This window comes from Streptomyces sp. GESEQ-35 (assembly GCF_017948485.1).
GTDB lineage: Bacteria > Actinomycetota > Actinomycetes > Streptomycetales > Streptomycetaceae > Streptomyces.
The window spans coordinates 509,616-518,280 of record NZ_JAFFSX010000003.1 but is presented as its reverse complement, the minus strand read 5'-3'; the positions used below and the strand labels follow the sequence as shown (position 1 = coordinate 518,280).

The 8,665-nt window shown below is 67.4% G+C and carries 4 protein-coding genes and 1 pseudogene; 3 read left to right on the top strand and 2 right to left on the bottom strand.

Features of this window, described 5'->3' with window-relative positions; all coding sequences use genetic code 11:
• Together femX and KCH87_RS09360 are read left to right on the top strand one after the other, a co-directional pair.
• A pseudogene (femX, locus tag KCH87_RS09365) lies at nucleotides 1-335 on the top strand (peptidoglycan bridge formation glycyltransferase FemX); the annotation flags it as partial.
• A 65-nt stretch (nucleotides 336-400) separates the two neighbouring features.
• Entirely contained in the window at nucleotides 401-1,432 is a 1,032-nt protein-coding gene (locus KCH87_RS09360; protein WP_210585457.1) for an alanine racemase, read from the top strand.
• 111 nt (nucleotides 1,433-1,543) lie between these two features.
• Here the strand turns inward: KCH87_RS09360 and KCH87_RS09355 are convergent, their stop codons facing one another.
• Nucleotides 1,544-3,061: a glycosyltransferase family 87 protein gene (locus KCH87_RS09355; RefSeq protein WP_210585456.1), complete on the bottom strand. Its 1,518-nt coding sequence runs from the start codon at nucleotides 3,059-3,061 to the stop codon at nucleotides 1,544-1,546.
• A 29-nt stretch (nucleotides 3,062-3,090) separates the two neighbouring features.
• Between KCH87_RS09355 and KCH87_RS09350 the strand changes: the two genes are divergently transcribed.
• Nucleotides 3,091-3,918, top strand: coding sequence for a DUF6461 domain-containing protein (locus tag KCH87_RS09350; RefSeq protein WP_210585455.1), 828 nt, complete (start codon nucleotides 3,091-3,093; stop codon nucleotides 3,916-3,918).
• 76 nt (nucleotides 3,919-3,994) lie between these two features.
• On the opposite strand, the gene KCH87_RS09345 is transcribed toward KCH87_RS09350, so the two are convergent.
• Nucleotides 3,995-8,455 carry a hypothetical protein gene (locus KCH87_RS09345; protein ID WP_210585454.1) on the bottom strand — a complete coding sequence of 1,487 codons (4,461 nt, stop codon included), beginning with the start codon at nucleotides 8,453-8,455 and terminating at the stop codon, nucleotides 3,995-3,997.
• Nucleotides 8,456-8,665 lie beyond the last annotated feature (210 nt).

The window sequence follows — 8,665 nt, the reverse complement described above, 5'->3', positions numbered from 1 at the left end:
CCCGCCACAACGGTGTGAACCTGTCGGCCGCGACCATGCTGGTGGTCGGCGGCCATGTCTGGTACTCCTACGGCGCGTCCGACAACATCGGCCGTGAGGTCCGGCCCTCGAACGCGATGCAGTGGACGATGTTGCGCGACTCCTATGCGCTCGGCGCCACCGTCTACGACCTGCGTGGAATCTCCGACTCGCTGGACGAGACCGACCACCTCTTCGGTCTGATCCAGTTCAAGGTGGGAACGGGCGGGCAGGCCGCCGAATACCTCGGCGAGTGGGACTTCCCGCTCAACAAGCTGCTCCACAAGGCGCTCGACATCTACATGTCCCGCCGCTGACACACCACAATTTGCTTTCACATCTCTGATACACCGCAGCCACGAGAAAGGTTCCAGGTCCGGCCATGGCGCTCACGCTTTACGTCGACACCGCGCGCTGGCGGGCGCATCACAAGCACGTGCAGGAGCAGTTCCCGGGCCTTGTCCCGGTCTGCAAGGGCAACGGCTACGGCTTCGGACACGAACGGCTCGCCGAGGAGACCACACGGCTGGGCTCGGAGGTCCTCGCCGTCGGCACGACGTACGAGGCCGCGCGCATAAAGGACTGGTTCGGCGGTGACCTGCTCGTGCTGACGCCGTACCGGCGCGGCGAGGAGCCCGTTCCGCTGCCCGACCGGGTCATCCGCTCCGTCTCGTCGATCGACGGCGTGTACGGCCTCGTGGGCGCCCGGGTGGTCATCGAGGTGATGTCCTCGATGAAGCGGCACGGCGTGAGCGAGCGGGACCTGCCACAGCTGCACGCCGCCATCGAGAACGTCCGCCTGGAGGGCTTCGCCATCCATCTGCCGCTGGACCGCACCGACGGCTCGGACGCCGTCGAGGAAGTCATCGGCTGGATGGACCGGCTGCGTGCGGCCCGTCTGCCGTTGCACACCATGTTCGTCAGCCACCTCAAGGCCGAGGAACTGGCCCGTCTCCAGCAGCAGTTCCCGCAGACCCGCTTCCGCGCCCGTATCGGCACCCGGCTGTGGCTGGGCGATCACGAGGCCACCGAGTACCGCGGCGCGGTCCTGGACGTCACCCGCGTCTCCAAGGGCGACCGCTTCGGCTACCGGCAGCAGAAGGCGGCCTCCGACGGCTTCCTGGTGGTCGTTGCGGGCGGTACGTCGCACGGGGTGGGCCTGGAGGCCCCCAAGGCGCTGCACGGCGTCATGCCGCGCGCCAAGGGCGTCGCCCGCGCCGGCCTCGCCACGGTCAACCGGAACCTTTCTCCCTTCGTCTGGGACGGCAAGCAGCGCTGGTTCGCCGAGCCGCCGCACATGCAGGTCTCCATCCTGTTCGTGCCCGCGGACGCCTCGGAGCCGAAGGTCGGCGACGAACTGGTAGCCCATCTGCGGCACACCACCACGCAGTTCGACCGGCTCGTCGATCGCTGACGGCTGTCCGACAGAAGACAGAGCCGCCTGCGCGCGTCACAACGGCAGAAAAGGCCGTACACGGAGACACCGTGTGCGGCCTTTTACGTGGCCCGCCTACGCCTCGTTCGCTCAGGGCGAACGCTCCTCGGACGGCCCGGGGCTTGCACTGCCCCACTCCACTTGAGGTCCTTCGAAGTGAGCCGCGTGCCGCGGCGGGTGGGCTGCCGCGCCGAACACGAAAACGTCCTCCGCGCCGTCGAGGACGCCACCCGAAGGGTCGTCGTCGCCGGCCCTGCGCACCACGTCCCGCTCCGGCATGAAGATGTCGCGCACGATCACCGCGCACAGGTACAGCGTCCCCAGCAGGTGCAGGCCGATGGCCCAGTGGTAGCCGTCGGCCGGAAGGCCCTTGTGAGCGTCTCCGCTGGTCGTGTACGCGAGGTACATCCAGATGCCCAGGAAGTACGCCACCTCGCAGGCCTGCCAGATCAGGAAGTCCCGCCACTTCGGCCGGGCCAGCGCGGCGAGGGGGATCAGCCACAGTACGTACTGCGGCGAGTAGACCTTGTTGGTGAGGATGAAGGCCGCGACGATCAGAAAGGCCAACTGGGCGAAGCGCGGACGGCGGGGCGCGGTCAGTGTCAGCGCCGCGATGCCCGCGCAGCACACCAGCATCAGCAGAGTGGCCAGAGTGTTCACGGTGTCGGTGCTGAGCGGGTTGGTCGAGTTCTGGGACATGATCAGCCAGAAGGAGCCGAAGTCGACGCCCCGCTCCTGGCTGAACTCGTAGAACTTCGACCAGCCTTCGTAGGCGAACAGCATCACCGGCACGTTCACCACCAGCCAGGCGATGACCGCCCCTCCCAGTGCCGTCCCGAACTCCCGCCATTTGCCCGCACGCCAGCAGAGCACGAGCAGCGGGCCGAGCAGGAGGAAGGGATAGAGCTTGGCGGCCGTGGCGAGCCCCAGGAGGACGCCGAAAGCGAGCGAACGGCCCCGCGACCACATCAGCATCGCCGCGGCCGTCAGAGCGACCGCCAGCAGGTCCCAGTTGATGGTGGCGGTCAGCGCGAGGGCGGGGGCCAGGGCGACCAGCAGACCGTCCCAGGGCCGCCGGGCGTGCGTACGGGTCACGCAGACGGCGATGACGGCGGCGCACACCATCAGCATCCCGGCGTTGACCATCCAGTACCACTGCTCCTGGTCCTGGATGCTGCCGCTGCCGGGTGTGAGCCAGGCGGCGACCTCCATGAACACTCCGGTCAGTACCGGGTATTCGAGGTACTGCATGTCGCCGGAGAGCTTGTCGAAGTACGGCACGAGCCCGTCGGCGAAGCCGCGCCCCTGGTAGAGGTGCGGGATGTCCGAATAGCAGGCGTGCGTGTACTGCGAGCTGGCGCCGAAGAACCAGGCACCGTTGTAGCAGGGCGCCTTCTGGACCAGGCCGAGAGCGAACATGCCGATCGCCACGAGCGCGATGATCCGTACGGGGGTCCACCAGGACGTCCCGAACAGGGCACGCCGGCCGATGGGACCGCCGATCAGCTCGCTGCCGCGCGCGGCGACCACGTCTTCTTTGGTCGGCGGCACCGGGTCCGGCTCGTGCACGCTCGCTTGCGTCGATTCAGCACTGGGCATGGGGGACATCCTGCCGTACGTCCCTGAGAGTCCCCCAGGTGCAGCCGTCCTGGGTCGTCGCGGACCCCGACGTGCCCGTCCAGGGCAGCAGGCGCCCTGCCGACGGCTCGTACGGTCCGTCGTTCGGGCGCCACACGGCCGCAGAGCTTGAGGAGGGCGTCGTCATCCAGACAAAACGCCACAGCATTCTGCGTACGCTGAGCGGAGATGCCATCGTTCGCGTCCGGGACGCCGTACATGCTCTGCGGGCGCGCTGCGACGAAGGGAAGAGGTTGGACGGAATTCGGTGGCTTGCGACGGCAGAAGAAGTGAATCTCGGCTATTGGGTTCTGTTCGTTCGAGGGCTGCCCCCGGCTGACCTGCTGACGCGGCTCGGACTGGACGTCGACCCCGATCAGGTGCTGACGCGGGAGGAGGCCGGCGACCTCGCCGACGAGACCGACGACGTAGTGGTGCGTGCCGGAGCGAGCGGGAGATGGGCGTATGCCTTCGTCGAGGGCGGTCCCGCCGGCCCGGATTCGCTGGACAGAGTCCGACAGCTCTCGACCGGCACGGATGCGATCGACATGTGGCGGACGGTGAACGCGGACATGTCGCTCGGCTACGCGGAGGACGGCCGGTTGGTGTGCCGGTTCGAGCCCGGCCGCGAACACGAGCGCACCGGCGACGATCCCGACCGGCTCGCAGGGGCGATGCGGGAGGCGGGTCTGCTGCTCCCGGACGGCAGGTCGCCGTATCAGCATGGTGTCGACGTAGTGCAGCCCGAACTGCGGGCTCTGGGCCTGGCCGAGTCGGTGTTCGGGCTGGATCTGCCTCGTGCCGAGGTCCTCGAAGGACCGCTTCTCGCGGCCCGGCTCCAGGAGTGAGCGAAGCCGGGGGATCGCCGACGCATGCGGGGCCCGGCACCCAGGGTGCCGGGCCCCGCATCACGCGATCAGGGCGTCAGGGACGTACCTGGCAGAACGTCGCCGGATCGCAGCCCTCGAACCCGGGCAGGTACACGTAGTACGCGTCCCCGTCGAGCACCCGTGCCTTGGGTGTCCACCGGCCCAGACCGCCGCCCGCGCTCGTGTTCTGGCCCTGCGGGATGTTCCCGCGGCCGCACACCTCGTTGTAGGTGGGCAGGTCGTAACGGTCGTCGAGGTACAGCTTCCAGCCGGTGCTCTCCTTCGTCGCAAAGAACTGCGCACAGTCGGCGCCGGACTCGACGCCTGGCTGCATACCGCCGCTTTCCCGGGACGCCGCGAACGCGTACTCGTCGCAGCTGGCGTCGGGGGTGGCGTCATGCTTCAGGAACTTGGCGGCAGCGAGCTTGCACATGATGTTCCGGTTGGCCTCCTGGAGAGCCGTGTCCGCCAGGCGGTGCAGCGGCATGTTGTGCTCCTTGCTGCCCGGGTGGTTGGCCAGCTTCTGCTGGAGCACCCAGTACAGCGTCGCCGCGGCGGGATACGCCTTGGTGTTCACCGGGTACGACGGAACGTACTCCTGGAAGACACAGCCGGCGTTCTTGCCGGAGAACTCGTTGTCGCAGCGGACCTTCAGCTCGGGTTCGTCGTAGTCGACGCCCGTGGTCTCCTTGCCGTCGACCTTGCCGGACAGGATCCAGTTGAGGTAGTCGGTGGCGTGCCCGACCTCTCCGTCCCAGTCGAACTTGATGGTCGTCGTGGCCTCGTGGAAGTCGGTGTACGTCGTCCACTGCGGGGACCCGGACCAGGTCTGGTTCGCGACGGTGCAGGCCGGCAGGCAGAAGCCCTGGATGTTGATGCTGAACAGGAACTCCGAGACCGTGGGGTCGTACCTTTTCGGCTTCAGCGACACCCGCTGGGTGATGGTCTTGCTGTTGACCGCGAGGTCGATCTCGTGCCGGTAGTCGAGGTAGGCATTGCCCTGCGGGACGCCGTTCTTGATGATGCCGACCGTCACCTCGGAGGTCATACAGGCCTCGAACCGGGTGTAGCTCTTGGACCGGCCGGCTATCGAGCAGCTGGCGTTCTCGTCGGGCGTGACGGCGGCCGCCGCCCTTGACGTCTTCGAGTCCTTGGCCGTCGTGCCGATGCACACCTCGGTGTCGTCACGCCCCGGCGTCTCCCGGCACTCCATGCCCTTCATGGTGCGGGCGGCCGGCGACAGGTCGGCCGACTGCTCGGCGCCGGCCACACCGGTCGGGAACACGTCGCCCGCGATGGTCTTGGGCGAGTCCGGGATCTCCGGGTCCGGCGCGTCGGGGTCGGCGTCGGGGAAGGAGATCTCCCCGAAGTCGTCGTAGTCGCCCGGCACGAACGCCACCGCGTCCCAGGCGATGTCCTTGTCGCCGGTGCCGCCGCTGTTGAAGTTGGACAAGCTGACTTCCGGGGTGGTGCCGTTGAAGCGGTAGGCACCCAGGTCCACCCACTTGTTGGACTCGTTGGCGGTCTGGGAGATCGTCTTGGTCCTCGTGCCGGACGCTGTCTTGATCTTGTAGTTGGCTTCGGCCGTCTGCGCCCCGTGGTCGGGAATGTGGGCGTAGACCTTGGCCTGGCCGGAGATCGCCTGGCCGAGCTTCCAGGTGCCGGTGACCTCCATGCGGTTGGCGGTACCCGTCGTGGACTCCGGCTGACGGGTGTGGGCGAACCAGAAGTGGTTGCCGTATCCGGCCCCGATCTGGTGGGTGTCCATCTTCCCCGGATAAGTGCCGTTCCACATGTTGTAGTTGAAAGTGAACGTTCCGTCGGACTTGGCCGCTCCGCAGCCACGCGAAGCCGAGCCGGCCGGGGTCACGCCGTTGGGGAGATCGTCGATGACGAACGCGCCGCTGGGCAGCCCGCTGGTGCAGCGCGGCGGGTAGGAGTTGGCGTCGGGCTGCTCGGGGTAGCTGGTGTTGAACCGGTGGACCTGGTTGCCGCACTGAGCGAGGGCCGTGCAGTTCTTCCACTCCACCGACTTGTTCCACCAGCAGTGCAGCCAGTGCGGGTTGGTCTCGTCGTTCCCGCTGTCGAGCGTGCAGGCACCCTGACCGGGATCGTTGGAGTCGTTGTCGCCGATCTTCGATGGGACGCAGGAGTTGGACGAGTCGCAGAACAGGTCGACCGGCGGCTTGGCCGATGTGCGGTAGGCGTTGTTGTTCCACCACGCGGCGACATAACCCGCCGTGACCTGGCCCGGCGCGGACACGGCCGCGATGGGGCGCGCCGCCCAGCCGATGACTTTCTCCTCGTACGGCCAGTCCTGCGGGTGTGCGGCGTCCGCGTAGTTGTCGCCGCCTGACGCGTTCTCCAGGAACGGCAGCCGGTTGGCCTTCCACAGTGGGTTGGCGGGATTGTTGGTCCAGCCCACGCCCCAGTGCCCGGAGGAGTCCGCGTCGGACTGAGGGTAGAAGCCGGAGTTGTAGGCCCACAGGGCGAAGAACCAGTTCTCGATCGACTTGGGATGACCGTCGTTGACCTTCATCCCCGCCTTGCGGGTCTCGTTCCACTTCTGCGAAAGGATCTGAGCACCGGCCGCGATGTTGGCGGTGTAGTCCAGCGCGATGGCCTCTTGCTGGAGTACGGACTTGGTGGGCTGGTCGTGGCCGGGCAGGCGCATGCCGTCGGTGGCCTGGGTGATGCCATAGCCGCAGTCGGCATCCGCCCAGTTGATCGCCCACGGGTCCTGCTGTTCGCCGCTCGCGGTGTAGTCAACGCCGTAGTAGTTGCCGATGAGGCTGTTGGCGGTGACGCCGGGCACGGCGTAGCGGGTGGCCTGCCACATGTTGGATTCCTGGGCGGTGATGCCGAGGAGGATCTGGGACGGAATGTGCCAGCGGTCGTTGTCACCGTCTTCGGTGTCCAGCGACCCGTTGGGGTCACCTTCGAGGAGGATCGGCGGGAAGAGGCCCTGAGGCTGATAGCCGCCCATGCCGGTGTTCTTCCAGTTCGCGGCCCGGTAGAAGTCCAGCTTGCCGACAACGGCCTGGTCCACCGCCCACTCGACCTGGCGTGGAGTCGGCTGGAACGCCTGTTTCTTCACGTCGTTGCGGGCAACGCTGCAGGTGCGCTCGGACTCGTCCTCACTCGGGTCGGAGGGCGAGGCGGCCAGCAGCTGGGTGCGCGGCGTCTGCGTGGCCAGGCTGACGCCGCCGGCCGTGGAACCCGCCGAGTCCTTCTCCGGTCGGGACGTCATGCTGGGCTGCGGCAGTGCCGGGGATGCTGCCGCACCTTGCTCTTCGGCCTTCTGTCCGCCGATACGGTCCTTGCCTGGCCGGGCGTCCAGGGTGACGGCTTTCTCTGTGCCCAGCAGGTGCAGCCAGGTGCGTGCGGTGCGCTCGGTCAGGGCTTCTTCGGGCCGGATGCGAGTGTCCTTGCCGTCCGCCCAGGCGGTGGTGACCGCGGCGTGGCCGTGGCTGGAAAGCAAGGCGCCCTTGGTGATGCCGCCGGGGTTCCGCACTGTTCTCGGCAGGGTGCTCTCGCCGGTGGCTTTGCCGGTGATGTAGACAGTGCCGTCGGCCGAGGAGGCGAGGTCCCAGTCGGTGAGCTTGCCGGAAGCCACCGTGGCGGCCTTGGCGCTGCTCGTGCGGAGTTGGCCGGCGCCCATGTGTTGGGCGTAACCGGTCGATGACGTCGTCGTGCCGGTTGTCCTGGTGCGGTCGATGTAGGTCAGGCCGCCGTCGGCGTCCACCGTGAGCTGGAACGGGACCGCCTTGGTGCGGGTGATCTCCCTCAGCCTGCCCTTGGCTCCGGCGCTGACCAACCGGTTCCCGTGGGCGGCGACGATGCCGCCCTTGGTCGGGACGGCCGAGGTGACCTGCCCTGGATACGTGACCGACGTGCCGGCCCTGCCTGTGGTGGCGTCCACACTGATCAGGCGGGTCTGCTGCTGGGTGTCGCCCTCGTGGGAGAGCTGTGTGAACACGGCCTGCTCGCCTGAACCGCAGCCGGGGCTGAAGTAGGCCAGCGATGCCTGGAAGGGCAGCTTGGTGACCTTGCCGGTGGTGAGGTCCACGGTGGCCGCGAAGGCTCCCCGCGCCATCAGTTCGGGCTTGTTGGTGAAGGTGCGCGGGGCGTAGGAGACAACTGCCCGCTTGCCGGAGGCGGTCAGACAGGCGTTGCCGATCCAGGTGTCGGTGTCGAACCCGGGCTCGGAGAGGGTGGCAGCGGTCTTCCAGGCGTAGCCGTTGCTCTCCTCGGCGACGAGGAGGTGGAAGCCCGTGCCGTCACCTGAGGTGGTAAAAGCGGTGTCGGTGGACTTCTTGTAGGCGCTGCCGAGGAGAGCGGCCCGGTCCTTCGAGGCGACAGCGGCGGGCTTGTCGACATCACTGGTGTCCGGGGCCTGCCACTGCGCGGCGTTCTTCGGCGGGGTCGGCTCGGATGCCTGCGCGGGCATGGTCAGCGGAATGGCCAGTGCCGTGGCCACGCTGACCGTGACCGACGCCAGGAATCGCCTTCTCATGCGTCTCGATATCAATGTTTTCTCCCCATTGAGGTTCCCGCAGCAAGGCGGGACGCCCTGATGACCACCCGTCAATAGACACCTGCGGGGGTAAATCAATAAATGACATCACGGACGGGGCTACGAAATCACTTTTCAACCCTGGCGTATTTACGTCACGCTGGCCCGTGACTAAACTAGGCGAACCGATAGATATTCCCTCACAAACAT